At 70.9% G+C, this 25,667-nt stretch carries 15 protein-coding genes; 8 read left to right on the top strand and 7 right to left on the bottom strand.

The window, feature by feature from the left end; translation table 11 throughout:
* Nucleotides 1–103: 103 nt before the first annotated feature.
* The 3 genes from Apa02nite_RS39995 to Apa02nite_RS39985 all read right to left on the bottom strand — a co-directional run bounded on the left by Apa02nite_RS39995 (nt 104) and on the right by Apa02nite_RS39985 (nt 3,829).
* Nucleotides 104–2,188, bottom strand: coding sequence for a hypothetical protein (locus Apa02nite_RS39995; protein WP_203829704.1), 2,085 nt, complete (start codon nt 2,186–2,188; stop codon nt 104–106).
* Nucleotides 2,185–2,940 (bottom strand): ABC transporter ATP-binding protein, encoded by a 756-nt coding sequence (locus Apa02nite_RS39990; RefSeq protein WP_239164878.1) that lies wholly within the window; start codon nt 2,938–2,940, stop codon nt 2,185–2,187. Before Apa02nite_RS39990 ends, Apa02nite_RS39995 begins: the two co-directional genes overlap by 4 nt.
* Nucleotides 2,941–3,061: 121 nt before the next feature.
* A complete protein-coding gene (locus Apa02nite_RS39985; RefSeq protein WP_203829702.1) occupies nt 3,062–3,829 on the bottom strand; it encodes a hypothetical protein in 768 nt (255 codons plus the stop codon).
* Between the two features lie 164 nt (nt 3,830–3,993).
* Here Apa02nite_RS39985 and Apa02nite_RS39980 point away from each other — a divergent pair, with 164 nt between their 5' ends.
* From Apa02nite_RS39980 to Apa02nite_RS39960, 5 genes are all read left to right on the top strand, one after another.
* A complete protein-coding gene (locus Apa02nite_RS39980) occupies nt 3,994–5,892 on the top strand; it encodes a zinc metalloprotease (protein WP_203829701.1) in 1,899 nt (632 codons plus the stop codon).
* A gap of 101 nt (nt 5,893–5,993) precedes the next feature.
* Nucleotides 5,994–8,888, top strand: coding sequence for an FtsX-like permease family protein (locus tag Apa02nite_RS39975; protein ID WP_203829700.1), 2,895 nt, complete (start codon nt 5,994–5,996; stop codon nt 8,886–8,888).
* A complete protein-coding gene (locus tag Apa02nite_RS39970) occupies nt 8,885–11,527 on the top strand; it encodes an FtsX-like permease family protein (protein WP_203829699.1) in 2,643 nt (880 codons plus the stop codon). Before Apa02nite_RS39975 ends, Apa02nite_RS39970 begins: the two co-directional genes overlap by 4 nt.
* Nucleotides 11,528–11,561: 34 nt before the next feature.
* Complete coding sequence (locus Apa02nite_RS39965; RefSeq protein WP_203829698.1) at nt 11,562–12,494, top strand: ABC transporter ATP-binding protein; 933 nt, start codon at nt 11,562–11,564, stop codon at nt 12,492–12,494.
* Nucleotides 12,491–13,168: an ABC transporter ATP-binding protein gene (locus tag Apa02nite_RS39960; RefSeq protein WP_067705605.1), complete on the top strand. Its 678-nt coding sequence runs from the start codon at nt 12,491–12,493 to the stop codon at nt 13,166–13,168. Before Apa02nite_RS39965 ends, Apa02nite_RS39960 begins: the two co-directional genes overlap by 4 nt.
* Nucleotides 13,169–13,505: 337 nt before the next feature.
* Here the strand turns inward: Apa02nite_RS39960 and Apa02nite_RS39955 are convergent, their stop codons facing one another.
* The 4 genes from Apa02nite_RS39955 to Apa02nite_RS39940 all read right to left on the bottom strand — a co-directional run bounded on the left by Apa02nite_RS39955 (nt 13,506) and on the right by Apa02nite_RS39940 (nt 18,625).
* The gene (locus tag Apa02nite_RS39955; protein ID WP_203829697.1) at nt 13,506–14,420 is read right to left on the bottom strand and encodes a carbohydrate ABC transporter permease; all 915 of its coding nucleotides are present in this window, start codon (nt 14,418–14,420) and stop codon (nt 13,506–13,508) included.
* On the bottom strand, nt 14,420–15,403 hold the full coding sequence (locus tag Apa02nite_RS39950; RefSeq protein ID WP_373873089.1) for a carbohydrate ABC transporter permease: 984 nt from the start codon (nt 15,401–15,403) through the stop codon (nt 14,420–14,422). Before Apa02nite_RS39950 ends, Apa02nite_RS39955 begins: the two co-directional genes overlap by 1 nt.
* A gap of 91 nt (nt 15,404–15,494) precedes the next feature.
* Complete coding sequence (locus tag Apa02nite_RS39945; protein WP_203829696.1) at nt 15,495–16,865, bottom strand: ABC transporter substrate-binding protein; 1,371 nt, start codon at nt 16,863–16,865, stop codon at nt 15,495–15,497.
* A 395-nt stretch (nt 16,866–17,260) separates the two neighbouring features.
* A complete protein-coding gene (locus Apa02nite_RS39940; RefSeq protein WP_203829695.1) occupies nt 17,261–18,625 on the bottom strand; it encodes a UDP-glucose dehydrogenase family protein in 1,365 nt (454 codons plus the stop codon).
* Between the two features lie 356 nt (nt 18,626–18,981).
* Between Apa02nite_RS39940 and Apa02nite_RS39935 the strand changes: the two genes are divergently transcribed.
* From Apa02nite_RS39935 to Apa02nite_RS39925, 3 genes are read left to right on the top strand one after another with little or no spacing between them, the layout of a single operon-like run.
* A complete protein-coding gene (locus Apa02nite_RS39935; RefSeq protein ID WP_203829694.1) occupies nt 18,982–21,642 on the top strand; it encodes a cellulose binding domain-containing protein in 2,661 nt (886 codons plus the stop codon).
* A gap of 11 nt (nt 21,643–21,653) precedes the next feature.
* Complete coding sequence (locus Apa02nite_RS39930) at nt 21,654–24,575, top strand: glycoside hydrolase family 48 protein (RefSeq protein ID WP_239164877.1); 2,922 nt, start codon at nt 21,654–21,656, stop codon at nt 24,573–24,575.
* A 7-nt stretch (nt 24,576–24,582) separates the two neighbouring features.
* Nucleotides 24,583–25,662, top strand: coding sequence for a lytic polysaccharide monooxygenase auxiliary activity family 9 protein (locus Apa02nite_RS39925; RefSeq protein WP_203829693.1), 1,080 nt, complete (start codon nt 24,583–24,585; stop codon nt 25,660–25,662).
* Nucleotides 25,663–25,667 lie beyond the last annotated feature (5 nt).

Below are 25,667 nucleotides of genomic sequence, written 5' to 3'. Positions count from 1 at the left end.
GGTTTCCGGCCGCTTAAAAAACGGGAATATCAGACTTTTTCTGTACGAAAGCAGCCAAATGGCCGATGGGGTATTCGCCCGTTCGGCCCAGGGGTGAAGAGAATTACGTCAAGGGTCGCCGCCCCCACAGCACCAGCCCGGTCAGCAGCATGGCGGCGCCCAGTCCCACCATGCCGAGCGCCACCCCGGTGCGGGCCCCGCCGGCCAGGTGGGACGCGACGATCCAGCCGCCGCGGATGTCCAGGACCAGCACCAGCAGCCCCTGCGGGAGCACCGGGATCCAGCCGGCGGTCAGCAGCACCAGCGCCCAGGCGGTGGAACGGTTCTCCCGGTACCACTGGGGATCCCAGGTGAGCGGGACCGCGGGCGGCGGCGGAGCGCTGCGGTCGCCGGCCGCGGCCAGGACCTCGGTGCCGCGCCGGGCGAGCCGGTCGTCGGCCAGCCACAGCGCGCCCCGGCCGACGGCGAGCCCGGCGATCAGCCCGGCGACCGGGGCGAGCGGGCGCAGGCCGTCCGGACCCCAGACCACCAGGGCGAACGCGGGCGCGGCGGCCAGCAGCGGCCCGGCCAGGGCGAGCAGGACACTGACGATGTCGGTCGGGTTGTCGGCGGCGGTCGGGTGCCGGGCGTCGCGGACCGGGCGGACCCGGAGCAGCGCCACCCAGACCGGGGTGGTCGCACCGGCGGCCAGCACGGCGGGCAGCACGGCGAGCGCCGGCAGCGGGTCGACCCCCGGCGCGACCAGGATGCCGGCGACGGTCAGCAGCACGCCGATCGGCAGCGCGACGACCAGCCAGGCCAGGGCCCGGCCCCGGGTCTCGGCGATCTCGCCGCCGGGGGTGAGCAGCGGCATCCACAGCGCGGTGCCGTCCAGGCCGACCAGGCTCGCGGCCATCGCCGACGCCCACAGCACGGCGAGCGGCCCGGCCCAGGGCGCGAGCAGGTCGACGTGCGCCAGCAGCGGCAGCATGCCGAGCAGCAGGCCGTAGACGACGGCGAAGGTGAGGTACTGCAGGCGCAGCGGGTGGCGTGCCCAGGAGCGCAGCTCGCGGTGCAGGACCGCGACCACCGCGCCGCGCTGCAGCCCGGTCGGGACGACCGGGACGGGCACGGCGGCGGGCGGAGGAGCCGGGGGCCCGGGGGTGGCGTCGTTCAACGGGGCCGGTTCGGGTGGGGTGACCAGGTCGATCTCGGCAGCGTCCTGGCGGTCCAGCTCGGCCCAGGCCGGTCCGCGGATGACCGTCGCGGCCTCGGCCGGGCGGGCGGCCGGCGAGATCGGCCGGCTGATCGGCGTGAGGTCGTCGTCGGCGGGGACCGCAGCGGCGGGTGAAGCGGCGGGCGCCGCCGGCGGGGCGACGGCCTCGGCGGGCGCCGGGGTGCGGTCGGTGCGGCGCGGGAGGAACGGCGCGCCGGCGGCGAGGACCCGGCGGACCAGGGTCGTGTACGCGGCGACGCCCACGCCGACCAGCAGCGTGAGCCCGAGCAGGAGAGCCGTGGCCGGCCCCGGTGCGGCGGTGGCGGCAGCGAGCGGCCAGTCGCTGGGCACCCGCCGCAGCACGGTGATCGCCGACGGCGGCGGGCCGGTCACCAGGACCTGGCCGATCCAGGGGGCGACCGCCCACACCGACCCGGAGATGCCCATCACCGTGCCGGTGAAGGTGCCGGTCAGCACGGCGCCGACCGGTCCGGCGGCCCGGCCGACGGCCTCCAGGGCCACCGCCGACCCGACCAGGCCGAGCAGCCAGAGCAGCAGCGCGCCGGCCGCGGCGATCACGGCCGGGCCGGCGCCGTGCCGGACGGCGGCGTGCACCGGGAGCGCGGACAGGGCGAGCAGCGAGACGGCCGGGCCGATGCCGACCGCGGAGGCGGCCAGCAGACCCGTGGTCATCGGCCCGGTGGTGATCGGTTCCAGGCGCAGCTGGGCCGGGCGCAGGCGGCCACGCACCCCGCCGAGCAGCAGCGGGAGCACGATCCAGCCGAGCACCCAGGCCCCGGCCAGGACGGTGAGGGTGTGCCGGTCGCCGGTCACCGCGTACCGGATCAGCCACGCGGCCGCGAGCGCGCCGGCCAGCGCGGCCACCATCGGTGCGGGGTTCTCGCGCAGCGCGCGCCGCAGCATCGTCGCGCGCATCCGGACCAGCGTCGCGACGGCCGTGAACGGCGGTGTCGCCAGGCTCGGCGCGGTCATCCGGAGATCAGCCAGGACAGGTCGGCGGAGCCGGGGGCGTCCGCGCTGACGAGCTCGACGAAGCGTTCCTCGAGGCCGATCTCGCCGGCCACCTCGCTGACCGGCCCGGCGGCCACCACCCGGCCCTGGTGGATCACCGTGACGTCGTCGCACAACTGCTCGACCAGCAGCATCGAGTGGGTGGAGAGGACCGTGGTGCCGCCGCCGGCCACGAACCGGCGCAGCACCCGGCGGATCGCCGCGGCCGACACCGGGTCGACCGCCTCGAACGGCTCGTCGAGCACCAGCAGCCGCGGCGCGTGCAGCAGCGCCTGGGCCAGGCCGACCTTCTTGCGGGTGCCGGTGGAGCAGTCGGCCAGCGGCGTGGCGGCGCCCTTGACCAGGCCGAGCACCTCGATCAGCTCGTCGATCCGGGCGGCGGCGTCGCGGATCCCCCGCAGGCCCGCGCAGTACCGCAGCAGCTCGGCGCCGGTCAGCCGTTCCGGGAAGTCGAGGCCGTCCGGCAGCACCCCGGTCAGTGCCCGGGCGCGCGGGCGGTCGGCGAGCGCGTCCGCGCCGAGCAGGTCGATCGTCCCGGCGTCCGGGTTGATCAGGCCGACGGCCATCCCGATCGTGGTCGATTTGCCGGCGCCGTTCGGGCCGACCATGCCGTGGAACGTGCCCGAGCGCACGGTGAGATCAACCTGATCCACCGCCCGATAGGTACCGAACGTCTTGGTCAGTCCACGGATCTTCAGAGCGGTTTCGTCCACAAAGCACACCCTAAGCAATGACTCCGGTGCGGTCTGCAGTGGACGGTGAACGGTGCCCGGCGTGCGCCGAACGGCAGGAAGGCCGCCACCGGAGCCCGGCGGCGGCCTTCCTGGAGAAGGATCAGAACTTCTTGAAGATGGTCTTCAGGTTGACCGTCGGGACCCAGTGGCTCGCGCCGTCCGACCAGTGGTAGCCGTACTTCGGGTAGTTGGCGCTCATCGAGAAGGTCGGCTTCACGCCTTGCTTGACCTTCTGCATGTAGGTGGTCTCCACGTGGGTGAAGCCGCCGATCTTCGGCATCTTCCAGTACCCCGCGGTGTTCGACGCGCGGACCTGGTCCATCTTGTAGCTGGAACAGGCCTGGATCGGCGTCGACGCCGAGAACGCGCCGATGCTCACCCCGACGTCGATCTGCCGGGAGCAGGAGGTCTTCGAGGTGTAGTCCTTGGTGCCGGCGAAGATGCCGCCCCGGGCGGTCTTGTTCGAGGAGATCTGGTGGTTGGCCAGGGCCACGTAGGACGCCTTGCCCTTCTTGTCGGTACGCACCCAGTACGTTTCGACGCTGGCGCCCCAGTAGTCGTAGTTCCGGTCCTGGTCACTGAACTTGTATTTCCAGAAACAGGCGAAAAGCTTGCCCTGCACGCGGGTCTTCACGTAGGCCGACTTCAGCGGGACCTGCAAGCCGGAACCGACCCACGAGATGGTCGGCTTGCCGGTGCTGCTCTTGCCGACACAGGCGCTCTTCACGATGTCGACCTTGGCCCCGCTCGGGACCGCTGCGGCCGGCGAGGCGCCGATGGCGAGGGCCGGGCCGAGTAGTCCCAGGGTGATGACCCCCGCGGTCAGCACCCTCGCGCCACGCCCTTTGAGGCGTTCGATGATTCGCATGGCGGGAACCATTCACCAGGATGATCAGGACCACAAGGCCATTCCGTCCGGACCGACTGTCGTTCATCCGTCAACATCTTTGCCTGAAGGGTGTAACCCGGTAGAAACGTCCCGGTTCCCGAATGGCTCTTCCCATTGGTGATGGTGGATGGCAGCGTGTCCACATGAGATGGCGTACCCCTTTCCTCGCGACGCTCGTCGTAGCCCTGGTGGCGGCGTCGGCGGGACCCGCCGGCGCGACCGGCGCGGCGCCGCGGCTCGGCTACCTCGATCCCGGTGGACAGCCCCGACTGGCCGAGAAGGTGCCGGTCAACGTGGTCTTCCTCGGCTACACGCCCGCTCAGGCGGACAAGAACAAGTTCCTGGCCGGGCTGGCCAAGAAGTACGAGCCGGTGGTCCGGTCCCGGCTCAGCTACGGCGTGACCGAGAAGCTCGGTATCAGCTACACCTACGACTACCGCCTGACCTACACGAACAAGGCGTACCAGGACACCTTCTTCAAGCAACTCGGCAAGCTGGCCACGCCGGCCCCGCTGACCGCGTACCAGCAGGCGTACAACGACCAGGCGAAGAACGTCCTGGACATCACCGGCAACAACACCATCGACGCGCCGAGCGTGGAGAAGTGGCTGGCCTTCCACCCGCCGTCGGGTGTGGACACCCGGCGCAACACGATCTACTTCATCAACTGGTTCGGCCGGTCGGACTTCAAGTTCCACGTCTATACGAAGATCGGTGAGCCGGATCCGGACACCGGCTACGACTTCGGCAAGAACCGGGACAGCCGCAAGATCATCGCTTGGGGCGGCACCACCGCCGACGACGAGGAGACCGGCCTGGGCGCGACCCGGCGGGTCTGGTTCCACGACCTGTCGGCCGGCCCGGAGTCCTGGACCTCGAACTACGACGTGGACAACGCGGACGTGGACGGTGACGGTGTTCCCGACTACCGGATGCCGCCGACCTGGGAGTACGTCAAGGGCGGCTTCCGCGACCCGGCCGCGCTGGCCGGCGACCTCAGCAAGCTCACCCGGTACGTCGCGCTGAACCTGCTGATGACCACGTCACCGCTCTACCCGGTCGAGCTGACCGGCGGCACGCTGCCGAAGAGCATCAACCTCGACAGCAACACGTACGAGGGCTGGCCCGGCGTCGACGCGTCCGCCCAGTACATCAAGCCGGACCTGGTCACCGAGGAGCTGTCCGAGCTGCGCTGGCGCAACCGGCTCTCCGAGGATCAGCAGGACCTGCCGTACACCGCGGAGAACCAGGCCTGTTACGTCGCCGAGCTGAACGACGAGTCGTGCTACCCGGAGCTGGGCCTGCCGGCGTTCGCCAACCTCTATCTCTACACGCGCGAGCACCTCGACGGCGTGCTGGACGGCAACGCCGACTACGAGGTGCCGGTCTTCAACTACGCGGTCGGCCCCGGCGTAGGGGTGCCGGCGCTCGGGTACGCCGACGACGACTACGCCACCGGCGACCAGTCGTACGTCTTCAACTTCATCTCGCCCGAGGTGGTCGCCAGCGGGTACGGCCTGACCACCACGCAGATCCACGAGGTCGGCCACCACCTGGGCATGTCCCACCCGCACGACGGCTACGACAGCGCCACCGGGGTGGACTACGGCCCGTCCGGTGACTTCCTGTTCGCCAACGCCGGCGACGAGAACAACTCGATGATGAGCTACATCGACGTGAACTGGGACTTCAGCCAGTTCGACCGGGACAACAGCGACCGGTTCCTGACCGCCGCGTACTGGGAGGCGGCGAACCGGGTGGCGGCGACCGTGCCGAAGGGCAAGGGGCGCACCGCGCTGAAGGTGGCCGACGGCCTGCTCGGGCTGGCCGCGAAGGCGTTCGCCAAGCACGAGTACCGGGTCGCCTACGCGCTCGCCGAGCGGGCCTACTCCACCGTCGCCGGCATCCCCGGCGCCGGTGCGGCGAAGGTCGCCACCCAGCTCAAGGCCGAGGCGGACGCGGCCCGGCGGAACGCCGACGTGCACGACCCGCACGAGTTCATCGACACGCTGGCGCCGGAGAGCCCGCGCAGCCAGCCGTAAAATATTCTTTACAGTCGTAAAAGGGAACGGCGTGTGGGTGCGGGCACCCGTGCGCCGTTCCCATCTGGCAAGATCCGCCGCATGCTCGAACCGGGGCGCCGATGGCGCTGATCATCCGGCGTGCGGCGGTGGCGCGGGGGCTGCTGGCCGCGGCGGCAGCGGTCATGCTGGCCGCGGTGCTGCTGCTCGCGGGACTGACCGCGTACGCCACCGCCTCGGCCGCCGAGGGCATCCGTGCCGCGGTCGCCGCCGCCGACCCCGACGAACGTGCGGTCCTGGTGCACGGGGCGCTGGACACCGACGCGCAGGCCCGGGACCGGGCGGTGCGCGACGCGTACGCGCCGGCGCCGGTGAGCGCCGCGAAGTACGGCTCCGGCTGGGCGGTGCGGGGCGCCGGTGGCACCGCCGTACCGGACCAGTCGGGTGTCGTCTACGCCTCGCTGGTCCAGCTCGACGAGCTGCCCGAGCACGCCGAGCTGGTGTCCGGCGCCTGGCCGGCCGGGACCGGTGACGTCGCGCTGGCCCAGCCGGCCGCCGCCGCGCTCGGCCTGACCAGCGGGAAGACGCTGCGACTCGAGGACCGCCGGACCGGCAAGGTGCTGGCCCGGAAGGTCAGCGGCGTCTGGCGGCCGAAGGACACCACCGACCCGTACTGGCTGCTCACCCCGGACGTGTTCAGCGGGCACGCGCCGCAGACCGCCACGTACGGCCCGATCGTCAGCGCCGACCCGGTCTTCTTCACCGGTGCGTCCGGCGGCTGGCTGGCCGAACCCGACCTGGTGAACCCGACGATCGGCGCGGTACGGCGTACCGCTGACGCCGCCACCGCGACCAAGACGGACCTGCCACGGACCTCCGGCCTGGGCAACTCGGCGACCGTGAACACCGGCATTCCGGTGCTGGCCGACCGGCTGGAACGCGCCGACCTGGTCCGCCGCTCCACCCTGGTCACCCCGATGCTGCTGGTCGTGGTGCTCGGCGGCTACGCGCTGTCGCTGGTCGCGGCGCTGCTGGCCGAGGCCCGCCGGGGGGAGACCGCGCTGCTGCGGGCCCGTGGCGCGTCCCGCCGCCAGCTGGCCGGCCTGGCCGCGGCCGAGGGCCTGGCCCTGGTGCTGCCGGCCGCGCTGTTCGGCCCGCCGCTCGCCGTCGCCCTGCTGCACCTGAAATATCCCGAGGTGACCCTCTACGGCGGGGTCTGGCTGGTCGCCGCGCTGCTCGCGGCCGGCGGCGTGATCGCGCTGACCCTGCCGTCGCTGCGCCGCGGCGGCACCTACCTGGCCGAGACGTCCGGCCGCAAACGCCTGCCGATGCTCCGCAAGGCCGGACTCGACCTGGTCGTGGTCGCCCTGGCCGTGCTGAGCTGGCTGCAGCTGCGCCAGTACGCCGCGCCCACCGGCGCCGGCGGCCTCGGCATCGACCCGCTGCTCTCCGCCGCACCGACGCTGGGCGTGCTGACCGGCGCGGTGCTCGCCGTCCGGCTGCTGCCGCCGGTCGCCCGGTTCGCGGCCGGCCGGCTCAACCGCGGCCGGTCCCGGTCCGCGCTGCTCGGCACGTGGCAGGCCGGTCGCCGCGCGCACGCCGGCCCGATGGTGATGCTGGCCCTCGCGGTCGCCGCCGCCACCGTCTCCTGGTGCCTGGCCGCCACCGCACAGCAGTCCCGCGCCGACCAGGCCGTCCAGCAGGTCGGCACGGACGTGCGGATGGTCGAGACCGGTGGCACCGCGCCGGACGGCCGGGCCGAACAACTCGCCGCCCTGCCCGGTGTCCGCACCGTGGTCCCGGCGTTCCGTGACTGGGTGCCGACCACCGCCGGCAGCGAACCGGCCGAGCTGGTCGCGCTGGACCCGGCCGCGGCCGCCGGCGTGGTCCAGGCCCGCGACGACACCACCGGCGGGCCGCCCGCGGCGCTGCTCGGCAAGCTCGCCGCGGCGGCCGGTCCGGACACCACCGGCGCGCTGCGGCCCGGCCGGATCAGCAGTTCCGCCCCGGTGCACACCACCGCGGTCTTCGCCGGCGGCCGCCGCGTCGACCTGGGCACCAGCGCCCGCGGCAAGCCGGTCACGTTCACCGCGACCGGCACCGGCCTGCTCGGCTTCAAGATCGATTCGGCGAGCCCGGAACCGGTGCGCTGGCGGATCACCGGCCAGGACCCCGGCTGGCGGGCGATGAGCTCGGACGGCAACGTGGTCCTGCCCGACGACAACGGCGTCTACGACGTCCACGGCCGGCTCACCCTGACCACCGAGGACGTGCCGGTCAGCGTCCCGATCGCGCTCACCACGGCGGCCCGGGACGCGTTCAGCGATCTCACGTCGCTCACCGTCGGCGGGGCGGAGGTCCGGGTCGACGTGGTCGCCACCATCGACCGGGTGCCCGGCAGCGTGGAGAAGGCCGCCGTCCTGGTCGACCGCCCGGCCCTGGAGGCCCGGCTGTTCTGGAGCTTCGGCATCGTCCGGGACACCGGCGAGTGGTGGATCGCCGGCGATCCGAGTGACCTCACCGGCCTGTCCGGGCTGCAGGTGCTCGACCGCCAGGAGCTGGCCAGTGGCAGTGACCCGTTCAGCACCGCCGCCCGGGTCGCGCTCTTCGGCGCGGCCCTGGGCGCCATGCTGCTCGCCGCGGCCGGTATCGCCGCGGACGCCCGGGCCACCGCCCAGCACCGCTCGGTCGAACTGGCCGTACTGCACACCCTCGGCGCCGGTCCGCGGCTGCTGGCCCGGTCTCTGGTGATCGAGCAGGCGTTGCTGGCCGGGCTCGGCGCCCTCACCGGCCTGGCCGTCGGGCTGGTGGTGGCGGCCGCGATGGCCCCGCTGCTGGTACTGACCCCGGCGGCCGGCCGGCCGGTGCCGGACGCGCTGCTCGAGGTGCTCTGGGGCCGGACCCTGGGCAGCGCCGCCCTGCTGGTCCTGGTCGCTCTCGCGGTCAGCTCGGTCACCGCGCTGACCGCCACCCGTCGCCTGCCGGCGACCCGTCTGCGCCTGGGGGCGGACCAATGAGCGTGCTGCGGCGGGTCCGCGCCTTCCTGGGTCAGCTCCTGTTGCTGGCCGTGCTCGGCGGGCTGACCGCGTTCCTGGTCTCCGGCCCGGCCCGGCTGGCCAACGGGCGCACCGACGACGGCCTGCGCGGCGACATCCGGGCGATGGCCGCGGTCAACCGGGACATCACGTTCACCGGCATGCTGCCCGACGGCGAGGTCAGCTCGGCCACCGAGGGCGGCCGGCTCGGCGAGATCCGGCAGGCCATGCCGGCGCCGCTGCCCGACCTGGTCGGCGGCGCCTGGTACCTCGCCGAGAGCGGAAAGGTGTCGGTCATCCGGACCGGCAACACCCCGGGCACCTGCCCCAACCTGGCCACGGTCCGCTACGAACCGGCCACCGACCGAGCCGTCACGATCGTGGACGGGCGGATGCCGGAGTCCGGCGAGATCGCCGACGTGATCGTCGGCGAGGACGCGGCGAAGACGTTCGGGCTCAAGGTCGGCGACAGCTTCAGACTGCTCGCCCGGTTCGGCAGTACCCGGGTCCGGGTCACCGGCGTGTTCAGCCCGCGCGACCCGGCCGACCCGATCTGGGCTGACCAGAAGCTCACCCGCAGCCAGTGCCCGTCCCCGCTGGACGGCCTGCGTGACGAGGCGGTGCTGCTCACCGACGAGCGCGGCGCCCGGATGGCGGGCACCGAGCTCGCCGACCTCACCGACCGGTGGCGGTACCGCCTGGACGAGAACCGGATCACCGCCGACCAGGTCGGCGCGCTGACCAAGGCGGTCGCGGTGGCCCGGCGAACCCCGCCGGAGCTGACCTCCTTCCAGAGCGGCGTGGACCTCACTCTGGCCGAGTTCGATCAGCAGGTCCGGGCGGTGCGGTCGCTGCTCGCCGTGGTGCAGGCCGGCATCCTGGCCACCGCGGCCGGGCTGATCCTGCTCGCCGCGCGGCTGATGACCGAACGGCGACGGGTCGAGTTCGCGCTGCTGCGGGCGCGTGGCGGCGCGGTCCGGTCGGTGGCCGGGCGCACCCTGGTGGAGACCCTGATCGTGGTCCCGGTCGCGGTCGCTCTCGGCTGGCTGGCCGGCACGCTGCTGCCCGGCCGCGCGGACGGCTTCGAACCGCTGCTGGTCGGGATCGTCGCGCTGCTCGCGGTGCTGGCCGCCCCGATCCAGGCGGCGCTGCTGGCCCGGCGCCCGGAGTTCTCCGGGCACCGCACGGACGAGGCCGCGCTGCGCCCGTCGCCGCGCCGGCTCACCGCCGAGGGGTTCCTGGTGCTGCTCGCGGCCGGCGGGATCTACCTGGTCCGGCGGCGCGGGCTGGACGCCGGTGCCGGAGTGGACCCGTACCTGATCGGCGCGCCGATCCTGCTCGCCCTGGCCGCCTCGGTCGTCGCGCTGCGGGTCGTGCCGTTCCCGCTGCGCTGGGCCGGTCGGCTCGCCGCCCGGGCGCGCGGCGCGATCGGCTTTCTCGGGCTCTCCGGCGCCGGCCGCGCCCCGATGCACTCCGGCCCGCTCGCGGTGCTCGTGGTGGCGATCGCGACCGGCCTGTTCACCGGCGCGGTGACCAGCACGGTGAGCGACGCCCGGGACCGGGCCGCGCACCTGGCAGTGCCGGCCGACGCGGTGGTCAGCGGCTACTTCTTCACCCCGGAGACCGCGCAGCGGATCGCCGAGCTGCCGCACGTCGACGCGGCCGTGCCGATGCTCATCGCGTCCGGCGCCACCATCCGCGGCGACGCCAGCGTGATGATCCTGCAGGCACCGGCGATGCTGGTGAACGCGGACACCGCGGGGCTTGACCTGCCGGCCGTGCTCACCGGCGCGCGTCGGGGCGGCGACACGGTGCCCGCCGTGGTCTCACCGCACCTGGCCGCGCAGATCGGCACCGCGGGCACTGTCGAGGTGCAGGGCCGCGCGTACAAGTTCACCGTCGCGGAGACCGCGGAGACCGTACCGGGGCTGTTCGCCGGCATCCGGGACTTCCTGGTGCTGCCGCAGCAGGCCATGCCGGTCCCGGACTTCCAGCCGATCCAGCCGAACCGGATCCTGGTGAACGGCACCGGATTCGACCCGGCCCAGGTCCGCAAGGCCGCCGACGCCGGGCAGCGCGAGCAGCTCAAGGAGTCGACCGGGCGGATCGTCGAGGACTTCCAGCTGGCTGTGCCGTCGAACGTGGTCACCTGGACCGGCTACCGCGCTTCGCTGGAGAACCGCGGGGTCGACGGCGCGCTGAGCTTCACGTTCACCGCCGGGATGGTCGCGGCCGCGGTGCTGTCGCTGACCGCGGTGGCGCTCGCGGTGCTGACCGGGGCGCCGGCTCGCGGCCGTACGCTGTCCCGGCTGCGCACCATGGGACTGTCGTCGCGGCAGGGCCGCCGCCTGCTGGTCTACGAGCTGATCCCGCTGATCGCGGTGGCCGTGCTGTCCGGCGGGCTGGCCGGGTTCGCGCTGCCCGCGCTGATCGGCCCGGCCCTGGACCTGAGCGGGTTCACCGCCGGGGTGAGCGCCGGGAGCAGCCTCGACCCGTGGTTCGCCGGCGGGGTCCTGGTGATCGCGGTGCTCGCCGTGGTCGCCGCGCTCGCCGTGGAGAACGTCGCCAACCGCCGCCTGCGCCTCGGCACCGTGCTGCGGCTCGGAGAGGAGCCGTCGTGACCGATACCGTGCTGCGGCTCGGAGAGGAGCAGTCGTGACCGATCTTGTCGATCTGGAGCGGCGGGCAGCCGAACAAGCGGCCGCCCGCGCGGGAGGACAGGACCGGCTCAGCGGGCACATCGTCTGCGACGGCCTGGTCCGGATCTTCCGGACCGAGGGTGTCGAGGTGATGGCCCTGCAGGGGCTGGACCTGGTGGTCGACCGGGGCGAGCTGCTGGCCGTGGTCGGCGCGTCCGGCTCCGGCAAGTCGACGATGCTCAACATCCTGTCCGGGCTCGACGAGCCGACCGCCGGGGTCGCCAAGGTGGCCGGTTATGACCTGCTCGGCATGACCGCGAAGCGGCGCCTGGAATACCGGCGCCGGATCGTCGGCTTCGTGTGGCAGCAGACCGCGCGGAACCTGCTGCCGTACCTGACCGCGCGGGAGAACGTCGAGCTGCCGATGCGGCTGGCCGGCGGCCGGGCGAAGAACCGTGCGCTGGAACTGCTCGAGATGGTCGGTGTCGCCGACAAGGCCGGCCGCCGTCCCGCCGAGATGAGCGGTGGCGAGCAGCAGCGGGCCGCGGTCGCGGTGGCCCTCGCGAACAACCCCGAGGTGCTGTTCGCCGACGAACCGACCGGTGAGCTGGACGAGGCGACCGCCGACGAGGTGTTCGGCGCGCTGCGCACGGTCAACGCCGAGCTCGGGGTGACCGTCGTGGTGGTCACCCACGACCGCAACGTCGCCGACCAGGTCCGCCGGGCGGTCGCGATCCGCGACGGCAAGACCGCCTCCGAGGTACGCCGGTCCGCCCGCCTGGCCGCCGACGGCACCGAGCACCACGTCTCCGAGGAGTACGCGGTGCTGGACCGCACCGGCCGGCTGCAGCTGCCCGCCGCGTTCGTCGAGGCGCTGAGCCTGACCGACCGGGTCCGGCTCAACCTCGAACCCGACCACGTCGAAGTCCGCCCCGGGGAGTCCGCATGAGTGTCGTCGAGGTGTCCGGGCTGTCCCGGGACTACGGTGCCGGCGAGCGGGTCGTGCACGCGCTCTCCGCGGTCTCGTTCACCGCGGAGAAGGGTGAGCTGGTCGCCGTCCGGGGCCGGTCCGGTGCCGGCAAGACCACGCTGCTCAACCTGATCGGCGGGCTGGACCGGCCGACCGCGGGCAGCATCGCGGTGGCCGGTCGGGCGGTGACCGGCGCGGACGAGTCCGACCTGCTGGAGCTGCGCCGGGACACCATCGGCTTCGTCTTCCAGTCGTTCGGCCTGATCCCGATCCTGTCCGCGGCCGAGAACGTCAGCATCCCGATGCGGCTGGCCAAGCGCGAGCCGGCCGCCCGCGACGAGCGGGTCTCGGTGCTGCTCGAGCTGGTCGGGCTCGGCGGCCAGGCCAACCAGCGGCCCGGCGAGCTCTCCGGCGGGCAGCAGCAGCGGGTCGCGCTGGCCCGCGCCCTCGCGAACGACCCGGACCTGCTGATCGCCGACGAGCCGACCGGTCAGCTCGACTCGGACACCGGGCGCGCCATCATGGACCTGCTCCGCGCGGTGGTCGACGCCCGCGGGATGACCGCGCTGGTCGCCACGCACGACCCCAACATGATCGACCGCGCCGACCGGGTCCTCACCCTCCGCGACGGCCGCCTGGTGGAGTCTCTTTAACCCCCATCGTGTACGCGCGGTGCCCTGCGGAGCCGGGCCGTGACGCGACTCGCGGCGCGAGGCCGTGGGCGGTCCGGGCCGTGGCGCGGCCCGGGGTCCCGGCTGGTCCTCAGGGGTGTCTCCGGGGACCGGAGACACCCCTGAGGACCAGCCAACCCCCGCGAGGCGCGCTGCGGTCCTGCGCCGGGCGAGCCTCGCGCGAGACCACCACGGGACGTGGCTCGTAGCCTACGGACGAGCGCTCCGTATTTCGTACCATAGGGGGTTGAATGGGGTTTTCTGGAGCACGGAAAGGGCCGCACCGGAGAATCGGTGCGGCCCCGGGAAGAACCGACGATCAGCCCTTGACGCTGCCGGCCAGCAGGCCTCGGACGAAGTAGCGCTGGAGCAGCAGGAACACCGTGACCGGCACGATGATCGAGACGAACGTGCCGGACGCCAGCAGGTGCCAGGCCGTGCCCCGGGTGCCGGTGAGGTTGGCCAGCTGCAGGGTGAGCGGGGCGACGTCGTCACCACCGCCCACGAAGACCAGGGCCACCAGCAGGTCGTTCCAGACCCAGAGGAACTGGAAGATGCCGAACGCAGCCAGTGCCGGGGTGAGCAGGGGCAGCATCACCCGGAAGAAGATCGCCACGTGTCCGGCGCCGTCCACCCGGGCGGCCTCGATCAGGCCGGCCGGGATCTCCCGCATGAAGTTGTGCAGCAGGTAGATGGCCAGCGGCAGGGCGAACGTGGAGTGCGCCAGCCACAGCGCCCAGTACGTCCCGCTGATGTCCACCTTCACGAAGATCGTGAGCAGCGGGATCAGGGTGACCTGCAGCGGCACGATCTGCAGCGCGAAGATCGCCAGGAACAGGAAGTTCTTGCCGCGGAAGTTGATCCAGGCGAACGCGTACGCGGCGAGCGAGGCGAGGGCCAGCGGGATCAGCACCGACGGGATGCAGATGACCAGCGAGTTGATGAAGAAGTTACCGAGGTTGACGCCGGTCTCGTCGTCGAAGACCGCCCGGTAGTTGTCCAGCGTCATCTGCGGGTCGGTGAAGAACGTCCACCAGCCGGTCCGCTTGATCGCGGCTTCCGGCCGGAACGACGAGAGGAACAGCCCGAACGTCGGGATCGTCCACAGCACCGCGATGATCAGGGCGGCCACCGAGGCCATCGGCGAGCTGAGTTTCTTCTTCGCGACCGCGGCGGTGCTCTCCGGGGGAGCCTCGAGATCCGGCTCGGTCACGATCGGTACGGCGGCCGTCATCATGCCTCCTGGCGTACGGAGCGGATGTTGTAGATGACGATCGGCGTCACCAGGACGAACAGGATCACCGCGAGCGCGGCCGCGAGACCCTGGTTGTCCGCCCGGATCAGCTGGCTGTAGAACTCGTTGGCGATGACGCTGGTGTTGAAGTTACCGCCGGTCATCGTGCGGACCACGTCGAACACCTTCAGCGTGCCGATGGCGATGGTGGTCAGGACCACCACGATCGTCGGCCGCACGCTCGGCAGCGTGATCTTGACGAACATGGTCCAGGCGTTGACCCCGTCGAGCCGGGCCGCCTCGATGATGTCGTCCGGGATCGCCTTGACCGCCGCGGAGAGCACGGTCATCGCGAAGCCGGCCTGGATCCAGATGAACACCACGATCAGCAGCAGGGTGTTCAGGCCCCAGGTGTCGGTGATCAGCAGCTGCACCGGCTTGCCGCCCAGCCAGACGATGATCTGGTTGATCAGGCCGATCTGCTGCACCTTCGGCTGGTCGACGCGGTACTCGTACATGAACTTCCAGATGACGCCCGCGGCGACCATCGAGATCGCCATCGGCAGGAAGACCAGGGCCTTGGCGAACGACTCGAACCGCGACTTGTCCACCAGGATCGAGTAGACCAGGCCGATCGCGGTGGCCAGGAACGGCACCAGGACCACCCAGATCATCGTGTTGCCGAGCACCCGGCGCAGCTCACCACTGGTGAAGATGAACTTGTAGTTGTCGATGCCGATGAACCCGGTGCCGTGCGCGTCGAAGAACGACTCGTAGATGGTGCGCAGGCCGGGATAGACCAGGCCGACGCTGAGCATGAGCAGAACCGGCAGCAGGTAGAGATAACCGATCCAGCGGTCGGAGCCCTTGCCCCGGATCCGGCTGGCGATGAAGAGGACGATGCCCAGCACCGCGGCGAACAGCAGCAGTGCCGCGACCATCTGGAGAAGTTTTTCTGGGGTGGTGCTGACTGAACCGAACACGCGACCCGGACCTCCTTCGTGTTTCCGAGGGGAAAGAGGGTGATGCCGGCCGGGACAAGGCGTCCCGGCCGGCGTCGTGGTGGAACTCAGATCACTTGGGCCACGCGGTTTCGATGTTGTTCACCGTGGTGGTCGTGTCCTGGCCGCTGATCCACGCGGTGGCCTGCTTCCAGAACGCGTTCGAGCCGATCGCGGCGGGCATCATGTCCGAGCCGTCGAACCGGAACTGCGCGCTCGGGTCCTGCAGGATCTTGGCGGACAGCTGGTCGATCGGGTTCGTCAGGTTCTCGACCTTCAGACCCTTGTTGGCGCTGACCCAGCCGCTCGACGCCTTGGCCTTGAGGTTCGCCCAGGTGTCGGTGGACAGGAAGTACTGGAACGCCTTGACCTCGGGACGGTCGGCGAAGGCGAGAACGAACTCGCCACCACCCAGAACCGGCTTGCTGGTGGCGTCCTTGCCCGGCAGGTAGAACGCGTAGATCTCGCCGTCCTCGGCGATCTTGGTCTTCGCCGGGAAGTTGGCCGCGTAGAAGCTGGCCTGACGGTGCAGCGAGCAGGTGCCCTCGAGGATCTGCAGGCCGGCGTCCTGGAACGTGGTGCCCGCGATGCTCTTGACGTCGCCGAGACCGCCGTTGACGTACTTGTCGTTCTTCAGGTAGTCACCGACCGCGTTCCACGCGGCGGTCGACTCGGCACCGTTGAACGGGATCTCGTGGTTGACCCACTTGTCGTAGGCCTCGGGGCCGGACAGGCGGAGCATGAAGTCCTCGACCCAGTCGGTGACCGGCCAGCCGGTGGCGTCACCGGAGCCGATACCCGCGCACCACGGCTTGCTGCCGGTCGCGGCGATCTTGTCGCTGAGCTCCTTGAGCTGGTCCAGCGTGGTCGGAACGGTGTAGCCCTTGTCCGCGAACTCCTTGGGGGAGTACCACACCAGGGACTTCACGTTGGCGCCCAGCGGGGCGGCGTAGAACTTGCCGGCGACCGTGCCGTACGCCTTCCAGTCCTTGCCGAACCACTTGTCGACGTTCGTGGCGACCTCGGCCGGGGCCTCGACGGCCTTGCCGGTCTCGACGAGCTGCTTCAGCAGACCCGGCTGCGGCACGTACGCGACGTCCGGCGGGTTGCCGGCGCGGGCGCGGACCAGGATCTGGGTCTCGAAGGACTTGTCGCCCTCGTACTTGACCGTGACGCCGGTGCACTGCTCGAACGGCTCGTACGACTTCTTCTGCGGCGCGTCCTCCGGGGTGACGATGCCGGTGTAGACCGAGACCGTCTTGCCCTTGAGGTCGCCGAACTGGCTGAACTGTGCGCAGTCGATGGACGACGTCGCTGTATCGGTGGAACCGCTCGAGTCGTCCTTCTTGTCGCCGCCGCAGGCGGTCAGGCTGAAGGCCAGACCGACGCTGAGGGCACCGGCGAGCGCGACTCGGGATCGCGAACTCCCACTGTGACCGAACATACCGCTCCCTATGTCTTGACGCGCCTCCGGCGTCTGGCGACGCCGCCGTCCGAAGCGCTTCTTGACCAACAGTCAAGAGGTAACCGGGAAGTTGCGCAATGATTTCCGCGTGATCGAGTCGGTAACGATATAGCGGCGACACCCCGGCACCTTAACCGGTTAAGAAGATTGCCGGAAGAGGCCCTTGATGAACGACTTTTCCCGGGTGCTTTTAGCAGGATTTAGCCGTGGTTAACGGTCATCATACGAGCGGTGAGTCGGTTTTGTTGGGCTTCGCGGGAACCCGCTTCAGTCGGTAAGCGGCTAGGCCCGGGCAGAATCGGCCCTACGCCACAAAAAGGAAACGCCGCGACGGCCTGTGAAGGCCGCCGCGGCGGATGAAGCGGGAGAGTCGGTCAGCCGGCTACGGCCACGTACTTGTAGCCGAGCCGGCGCATCCGGTCGCCGTCCAGCACGTGCCGGCCGTCCAGAACGAGCGGATTGCGCATCAGGCCGACGAACTTGCTCCAGTCCAGTTCGAGGTACTGCGCCCACTCGGTGACCAGCACGACCGCGTCGCAGTCGGCGAACAGCTCGTCCAGGCTCTCGGTCAGGTACGGCGCGAGCTCCGGCTGCTCCTTGCGGAACCGCTCGCCGGCGATCGGGTCGTGCAGCTTGACCCGGGCGCCCCGGCTCAGCAGCGAGTTCGCGATGTCCAGCGCCGGCGCGTCGCGCAGGTCGTCGGTGTTCGGCTTGAAGGCCAGGCCGAGCAGGCCGATCTTGCGGCCCTTGAGGATGCGCAGCTCGTTCTGCAGCTTCTCCACGGCGATGGCGCGCTGCCGCTGGTTGACGTCCCGGGCGGCGGTCACGATCGGCATGTCGAGGTTGTACTCGGCCGCGGTGGCGATCAGCGCCTTGGTGTCCTTGCCGAAGCAGGAGCCGCCCCAGCCGACGCCGGGCTGCAGGAAGCGCGAGCCGATCCGCTGGTCGAGGCCCATGCCCCGGGCCACCTCGGTGATGTCGGCGCCGACCTTGGAGGCCAGCTGGCCGATCTCGTTCGCGTAGCTGATCTTGAGGGCCAGGAACGCGTTGGCCGCGTACTTGATCAGCTCGGCCGAGGCCAGGTCGGTGGAGACCAGCGGCACCGCGGTGGTGTCCTCCGGGCGCGACAGGAAGGTCGGCGCGGTGAAGGTCTGGTTGATGATCGGCCGGTAGAGCCGGTTCAGCACCTCGAGGCTGCGCGGGTTGTCCGAGCCGATCACGATCCGGTCCGGGAACAGCGTGTCCGCGATGGCGTTGCCCTCGCGCAGGAACTCGGGGTTCGAGGCGACCGCGAACTCGACGCCGGCCGGGCGGTCCTCGCGAGTCGCGAACGAGTCGCGCAGGATCGCGTCCACCCAGTTGCCGCTGCCGATCGGCACCGTCGACTTGTTCACCACGACGGTGAAGTCGTGGTCCAGCGAGTGCGCCACGCTCTCCGCGGCGCTGCGCAGGTAGCGCAGGTCGGGGCTGCCGTCGGCGGCCGACGGGGTCTGCACCGCAACGAAGACGACGTCGGAGCCGGGGATCGCGTCCGCGTAGCTGGTGGTGAACGTCAGGTTCGGCGACGCCTCGGCGAGGAGGTCCTCCATCCCGGGCTCGTAGATCGGGCACTTACCGGCGCGCAACATGTCGACCTTGGCCTGGTCGAGGTCGACGCAGGTCACCTCGTGCCCGAGGAAGGCGAGGCTGACGCCGGTGGTCAGACCGACATAGCCGGTGCCGACAACACAAACCTTCATGCAATCTCCTCCACCACTACGCCGGGCGGTTGTCACGCCGTGTACCGGTGCATATACCCGCTGACTGTTCGCGGGCCGCACCGGTAGGCGCCGCCCGCGCATTCCGCCGAATGATACACAGCCGCCCCTCCCGTCACTTGGTGCTGCTCACGGCACTCAGCCCGGCGGCAACCGGCCTGACTAGGGCTTTTACCCGTACGTCGGTGGATCGAACCCGGTCGTTCACTGTCATGTTGCTCTCCGTAGTCAGATGGCAACGATTGTCGAATGTTTCCGGCTCTTGACATGAAGATGTCGGGAACGGACGCTTTGGGAGCGCTCCCAGGTTTACGTACGTCAATGGAAGGGCTTCATCCATGAGAAGGTCCCCCGGCGGTGCTCTCGCCGCCGCCTTGGTGGTCGCCGCCACCGCGGTCGCCGTCGTCTCCCAGCCGATCTCCGCCACGGCGGCCGGCAGCGACCCCTACGCCTGGAAGAACGTCCGGATCGACGGCGGTGGATTCATCCCCGGCATCGTCTTCAACCCGGGCGAGAAGAACCTGATCTACTCGCGCACCGACATCGGCGGCGCCTACCGCTGGAACCAGACCAGCCAGAGCTGGACCCCGCTGCTGGACTGGGTCGGCCAGGACGACTGGGGCCACAACGGCGTGCTCAGCCTGGCCGCCGACCCGGTGGACACCACCCGGGTCTACGCCGCGGTCGGCATGTACACCAACAGCTGGGACCCGAACAACGGCGCCATCCTGCGCTCCGCCGACAAGGGCGCCACCTGGCAGCAGACCAACCTGCCGTTCAAGGTCGGCGGCAACATGCCCGGCCGGGGCATGGGGGAGCGGCTCGCCGTCGACCCGGTGAACGACAAGAACGTGTACTTCGCGGCCGAGGGTGGCAACGGGCTCTGGCGCAGCACCGACTTCGGCGTCACCTGGGCCAAGGTCGCCAACTTCCCGAACGTCGGCAACTACGTCCAGGACCCGACCGACACCAACGGGTACCTGAACCAGAACCAGGGCCTGAGCTGGGTGACCTTCGGCGCGGCCGGCCGGATCTTCGTGGGCGTCGCGGACAAGGACAACCCGGTCTACACGTCCGCCGACAGCGGGGCGACCTGGTCCCGGATCGCCGGCCAGCCGACCGGCTACCTCGCGCACAAGGGCGTCGTGCAGGGCGACTACCTCTACATCGCCACCAGCGACACCGGCGGCCCGTACGACGGCGCGGCCGGCGAGGTCTGGAAGTACCAGATCAGCACCGGCGCCTGGACGAACATCTCGCCGACCCCGGTCGCCGACCGGTACTACGGCTACTCCGGCCTGACCGTCGACACCCTGCATCCGGGCACCCTGATGGTCGCCACCCAGATCTCCTGGTGGCCGGACGCGATCTTCTTCCGCAGCACCGACTACGGCGCCACCTGGACCCGGGTCTGGGACTGGACCAGCTACCCGAGCCGGAGCAAGCGCTACACCCTGGACATCTCGGCCAACCAGTGGCTGGACTTCAACAGCACGTCCACGGCGCCGGAGGAGAGCCCGAAGCTGGGCTGGATGAACGAGTCGCTGCAGATCGACCCGTTCGACTCGAACCGGCTGCTCTACGGCACCGGCGCCACCCTCTACGGCACCACCGACCTGACCAAGTGGGACTCCGGCGCCACCTTCACGATCAAGCCGATGGCCAAGGGGATCGAGGAGACCGCCGTCCTGGACCTGGCCAGCCCGCCGACCGGCGCCCCGCTGGTCAGCGCGCTCGGTGACGTCGGCGGTTTCTACCACGCCGATCTGGACACCGTGCCGGCGAGTTTCCACGACACCCCGAGCCTGGGCAGCAACACCAGCCTGGACTTCGCCGAGCTGAGCCCGAGCTTCTTCGTCCGGGTCGGCAACAACGCCGCGGCGCCGCACATCGGCGTCTCCAGCGACGGCGGCAAGAACTGGTACCAGGGTCAGGAGCCGTCCGGGGTGACCGGCGGCGGCACCGTCGCGGTCGGCGCCGACGCCAACGCGGTGGTCTGGTCACCGGCCGGCACCGGGGTCTACTACTCGACCACGCGGGGCAGCAGCTGGACCGCCTCCACCGGACTGCCGGCCGGCGCGATCGTCGAATCCGACCGGGTCAACCCCAAGACCTTTTATGGGTACGCGAACGGAAGCTTCTACAGCAGCACCGACGGCGGGGCCACGTTCACCGCGTCGACCGTCACGCTGCCGGCCACCGGGCGGATCCACCTGAAGGCCGTGCCGGGGATCGCCGGCGAGGTCTGGGTGGCGAGCAGCACCGGCCTGGTGCGCTCCACCGACTCCGGCAAGACGTTCACCAAGGTCAGCACGGTGGCCGAGGGGATCAACGTGGCGTTCGGCAAGGCCGCTCCCGGCGCCACCCACCCGGCGGTGTTCCTGGTCGGCACGGTGGACGGCGTCGACGGGGTGTTCCGCTCCGACGACACCGGCGCGAGCTGGCTCCGGATCAACGACGACAAGCACCAGTACGGGAACATGGGCGACGCCCTGACCGGCGACCCGCGCATCTGGGGCCGGGTCTACCTGGGCACCAACGGCCGCGGCATCCTCTACGCCGACCGCACCGGCCCGGTGCCGTCGCCCAGCTCCGCCTCGCCCAGCCCGTCCTCGCCCAGCCCGTCCACCTCGGTCTCGCCCTCCACCTCCGCCTCCCCGTCCCCGTCGACGTCCCCCTCGGCGAGCGGCGGCTGCACGGCGGCGTACAAGGTGACCGGCTCGTGGAGCGGCGGCTTCCAGGGTGAGGTCACCGTGACCAACACCGGGACCACGGCCACCACCGGCTGGACCGTCAAGTGGGCCTGGACCGGCGGCCAGACCGTCACGCAGAGCTGGGGCGGCACCGCCGTCCAGTCCGGCACCGCGGTCACCGTCACCAACGCGTCCTACAACGGCGCACTCGCGTCCGGGGCTTCCACCACCTTCGGATTCCTCGGCGGCACCACCGGCACCACGAACCCCGTCCCGTCTCCCGTCTCCTGCTCCCGAACCCCCTAGGAGGAACACCCGTGAGACCGTTCGTTCATCGCCTGCGCCGCAGGCTGGCCGTCACCGGCGTCGCCGTCCTCGGCGCCGGCGCGGTCTTCGTGGCCGGCGGGCCACCCGCCTACGCCGCGGCCGGATGCGCCGTCGTCTACAAGGTGCAGAGCCAGTGGTCCGGAGGGTTCACCGGCGACATCGCCATCACCAACTCCGGTGACCCGCTGACCAGCTGGAAACTCGAGTACGACTTCCCGGACGCCGGCCAGAAGGTCGCGCAGGGCTGGAACGGCACCTACGCGCAGAGCGGCCAGCACGTCACCGTCACCAACGCGTCGTGGAACGGCACCCTGGGCACCGGCGCCACCGCCGGCACCGGGTTCAACGGCACGTTCACCTCGGCCAACCCGGTACCCACCGCGTTCACCCTGAACGGGGTGGCCTGCAACGGCTCGGCCGCCGCACCCACCGTGGCGATCAGCAGCCCGGCCGCGAACACCCGGTACAACGCGCCGGCGTCCATCCCGATCAGCGCGACCGCGACCCCGACCAGCGGGCAGACGATCGCGAAGGTCGAGTTCTACCACGACGGGTTGCTGCTGGGGACCGACACCAGCGCGCCGTACGCGTACACCTGGACCGGGGTGCCCGCACAGACCGCGGCGTACCACCTGCAGGCCATCGCGTACGACGGCGCCGGCACCCGGAGCAGCACCGCCGACGTCCCGGTCTTCGTCGACGCGTCGACCAGCCCGGCCATCCTCGCCGACGCCACCTCGGTGACGCTGGAGCCGGGCAAGAGCGGCACGTACAAGGTCGCGTTGAGCGCGGCGCCGAGCGCGAACGTCAGCGTCGCGGTGGCGCGCAGCACCGGGTCCACCGCGGTCACCGTCACGCCGGCCACCCTCACCTTCACCCCGTCGAACTGGAGCACCGGGCAGACCGTGACGGTCGCGGCGTCCACCGCGGCGACGGCCGGCTCGACTGCCACCATCGCGGCCACCGCCACCGGCTACACCGCCGCGAACGTCGCCGTGACGGTTGTCGCGGTGGGCGCGGTCGACGCCCGGTTCACCCAGCTCTACACGGACATCAAGAACCCGTCGAACGGCTACTTCAGCCCGGAGGGGGTGCCCTACCACTCGGTCGAGACGCTGATCGACGAGGCGCCGGACCAGGGGCACGAGACGACCAGCGAGGCGTTCAGCTACTGGCTGTGGCTGGAGGCCGAGCACGGTCAGGTCAGCGGGGACTGGGCGCCGTTCAACAGCGCCTGGGCGACGATGGAGAAGTACATCATCCCGTCGCACGCCGACCAGCCGACGAACGCCAACTACAACGCGTCCAAGCCGGCCACCTACGCGGCCGAGTACCCGCTGCCCTCGCAGTACCCGTCGCAGCTCGACACGTCGGTGTCGGTCGGCACGGACCCCCTCGCGGCGGAGCTGAAGAGCGCGTACGGCACCGACGACATCTACGGCATGCACTGGCTGCTGGACGTCGACAACGTGTACGGCTTCGGGCACTGCGGTGACAAGACCACCCGGGTCTCGTACATCAACACGTTCCAGCGCGGCCCGCAGGAGTCGACCTGGGAGACCGTCCCGCAGCCGTCCTGCGACACGTTCACCTCGGGCGGCCCGAACGGCTACCTCGACCTGTTCACCAAGGACGCGTCGTACGCCAAGCAGTGGAAGTACACGAACGCGCCGGACGCCGACGCCCGCGCGGTCCAGGTCGCCTACTGGGCGCTGCAGTGGGCCACCGCACAGGGCAAGCAGTCGCAGATCTCGGCGACCGTGGCCAACGCCGCCAAGATGGGCGACTACCTGCGGTACTCGTTCTACGACAAGTACTTCAAGCAGCCCGGCTGCACCTCCACCGGGTGTGCCGCCGGCACCGGCAAGAACGCCTCCAACAACCTGATGTCCTGGTACTACGCCTGGGGCGGCGCCTACGACACCAGCGCCGGCTGGGCGTGGCGGATCGGCTCCAGCACCAGCCACTTCGGCTACCAGAACCCGATGGCCGCGTACGTGCTGTCGAACGTCAGCGCGCTCACCCCGAAGTCGCCGACCGCCAAGGCCGACTGGCAGGCCAGCCTGAACCGGCAGCTCGAGTTCTACCAGTGGCTGCAGTCGTCCGAGGGCGCCATCGCCGGCGGCGCGACGAACAGCTGGAACGGCAACTACTCGGCGCCGCCGTCCGGCACGCCGACCTTCTACGGCCTGTCGTACGTCGAAGCCCCGGTCTACGAGGACCCGCCGTCGAACCGCTGGTTCGGCATGCAGACCTGGTCGCTGGAGCGGCTGGCCGAGTACTACTACACGACCGGTGACGCCAAGGCCAAGTCGGTGCTGGACAAGTGGGTGACCTGGGCGCTGGCCAACAGCACCATCTCGGCGACCAGCTTCCAGATCCCGTCCGACCTGGCCTGGTCCGGCAAGCCGGCCACCTGGACCCCGTCCAGCCCGGCCGCCAACACCGGCCTGCACGTGACGGTCACCAGCAAGGGCAACGACCTCGGTGTGGCCGGCTCGTTCGCCAAGCTGCTCACCTACTACGCCGCGAAGTCCGGCAACGCGCAGGCGAAGACGGCGGCCAAGGGGCTGCTCGACGCGATCTGGGCGTACAAGGACGGCAAGGGCGTGTCGGTCACCGAGACCCGCGCCGACTACAACCGGTTCGACGACGTCTACAACGCCTCCACCGGCCAGGGCCTCTACATCCCCAACGGCTGGACCGGGACGATGCCCAACGGCGACGTCATCAAGCCCGGGGTGTCGTTCCTCGACATCCGCTCCTTCTACAAGAACGACCCGGACTTCCCCAAGGTCCAGGCGTACTTGAACGGCGGAGCCGCACCGACCTTCAACTACCACCGGTTCTGGGCCCAGGTCGACGTCGCCACCGGCTACGCCGACTACGCCCGGCTCTTCCCCCAGGGGTGAGAAGGACATGAAACTTCTTCGTTGGGTCGCGGTGGCCGTGCTCGCCGCCGCGGCCGGGATCCTGGCACTGCCCGCCGCGGCCGAGGCGCACGGCGCTCTGCAGATCCCCGGCAGCCGGACCTGGCTCTGCTACCAGGACGGGCGCAATCCGACCACCGGCGCGATCGAGCCGAAGAACCCGGCCTGCGCCGCCGCGGTCGCCCAGAGCGGCACCAACTCGCTCTACAACTGGTTTGCCGTGCTCCGCTCGGACGGCGCCGGCCGGGTGAACGGTTTCCTCCCGGACGGGCAGCTGTGCAGCGGCGGCACCGGGGGGCCGTACAACTTCACCGGCTTCAACCTGGCCCGCACCGACTGGCCGACCACCCACCTGACCGCCGGCGCCTCGGTCGAGTTCCACTACAACGACTGGGCCAAGCACCCCGGCACGTTCTACCTCTACATCACCAAGGACGGGTACGACCCGACCAAGCCGCTCGCCTGGAGCGACCTCGAGCCGACCCCGTTCGACCAGGTGACCAACCCGCCCGCGAACGGCGGGCCGGGCACCGACGACGGCCACTACTACTGGACCGGCAACCTGCCGTCCGGCAAGAGCGGCAAGCACCTGATCTACTCGGTCTGGTCCCGCTCGGACAGCCAGGAGACGTTCTACGGCTGCTCGGACGTGGCCTTCGACGGCGGCCACGGCGAGGTCACCGGGGTCGGCACCCAGCCGACCACGTCACCGACCCCGGCGCCGTCCAGCCCGTCCCCGTCGGCCTCCACGCCCGGTGGCGGGACCGGGACCGGCTGCACCGCGATGTACAGCATCACCTCCGCCTGGTCCGGCGGGTTCCAGGCCGAGGTGATGGTGCACGCCGGCACCGCCGCGATCAGCCGCTGGAACGTGTCCTGGACCTGGCCCGGCAGCCAGACCCTGGCCACCGTGTGGAGCGGTAAGTCGACGAGCAGCGGGTCATTGGTGTCGGTCGGCAACGAAACCTGGAACGGGACCGTGGCGGCCGGGGCGTACACCACGTTCGGCCTGCTCGGCTCCGGTACCGCACCGGCGACTGTGCAGAATCTCACCTGCTCGACCGGGTGAAATGT

Source organism: Actinoplanes palleronii, assembly GCF_016862315.1.
GTDB lineage: Bacteria > Actinomycetota > Actinomycetes > Mycobacteriales > Micromonosporaceae > Actinoplanes > Actinoplanes palleronii.
The sequence above is the reverse complement of the archived record's forward strand: the minus strand, read 5'-3'. Positions and strand labels throughout refer to the sequence as shown.

What these genes read in the sequence shown, in the direction of transcription:
- Apa02nite_RS39995 (WP_203829704.1), bottom strand. Translation starts at nt 2,188, where the DNA reads ATGACCGCGCCGAGCCTGGCGACACCGCCGTTCACGGCCGTCGCGACG.
- Apa02nite_RS39985 (WP_203829702.1), bottom strand. Translation starts at nt 3,829, where the DNA reads ATGCGAATCATCGAACGCCTCAAAGGGCGTGGCGCGAGGGTGCTGACC.
- Apa02nite_RS39980 (WP_203829701.1), top strand. Translation starts at nt 3,994, where the DNA reads ATGAGATGGCGTACCCCTTTCCTCGCGACGCTCGTCGTAGCCCTGGTG.
- Apa02nite_RS39975 (WP_203829700.1), top strand. Translation starts at nt 5,994, where the DNA reads ATGGCGCTGATCATCCGGCGTGCGGCGGTGGCGCGGGGGCTGCTGGCC.
- Apa02nite_RS39970 (WP_203829699.1), top strand. Translation starts at nt 8,885, where the DNA reads ATGAGCGTGCTGCGGCGGGTCCGCGCCTTCCTGGGTCAGCTCCTGTTG.
- Apa02nite_RS39960 (WP_067705605.1), top strand. Translation starts at nt 12,491, where the DNA reads ATGAGTGTCGTCGAGGTGTCCGGGCTGTCCCGGGACTACGGTGCCGGC.
- Apa02nite_RS39955 (WP_203829697.1), bottom strand. Translation starts at nt 14,420, where the DNA reads ATGACGGCCGCCGTACCGATCGTGACCGAGCCGGATCTCGAGGCTCCC.
- Apa02nite_RS39945 (WP_203829696.1), bottom strand. Translation starts at nt 16,865, where the DNA reads ATGTTCGGTCACAGTGGGAGTTCGCGATCCCGAGTCGCGCTCGCCGGT.
- Apa02nite_RS39940 (WP_203829695.1), bottom strand. Translation starts at nt 18,625, where the DNA reads ATGAAGGTTTGTGTTGTCGGCACCGGCTATGTCGGTCTGACCACCGGC.
- Apa02nite_RS39935 (WP_203829694.1), top strand. Translation starts at nt 18,982, where the DNA reads ATGAGAAGGTCCCCCGGCGGTGCTCTCGCCGCCGCCTTGGTGGTCGCC.
- Apa02nite_RS39925 (WP_203829693.1), top strand. Translation starts at nt 24,583, where the DNA reads ATGAAACTTCTTCGTTGGGTCGCGGTGGCCGTGCTCGCCGCCGCGGCC.